At 62.6% G+C, this 227-nt stretch carries 1 protein-coding gene; it reads right to left on the reverse strand.

Annotated elements, in window-relative coordinates:
• Positions 1 to 227 (reverse strand): hypothetical protein (locus tag ACWGTI_RS33025; protein ID WP_454590723.1); only part of this gene is annotated, 227 nt, incomplete at both ends.

The raw sequence follows: 227 nt of genomic DNA on the forward strand, positions 1-227 counted from the left end.
GCAGTCCTGCCAGCTGTGTGGCCGGCGCGTCGTTGTATTGCCCTGGCTGGAGGGAATCGTAGTGATAGGCGACCGGCGTTTGCGGGTTGCGGCGATCAACCAGCAGCAGCGACCAATGGGTGCCGGCGCGAGTCGGAGTGCCATTGTTCACCGGCAGGAACACGAAGTCGGCTGGGGCCTCGTTTCGATTATAGATGGACTGTAACGTGCCTCGCGCGTCTTCCACC

It is taken from the genome of Mesorhizobium sp. ArgA1 (assembly GCF_053714375.1).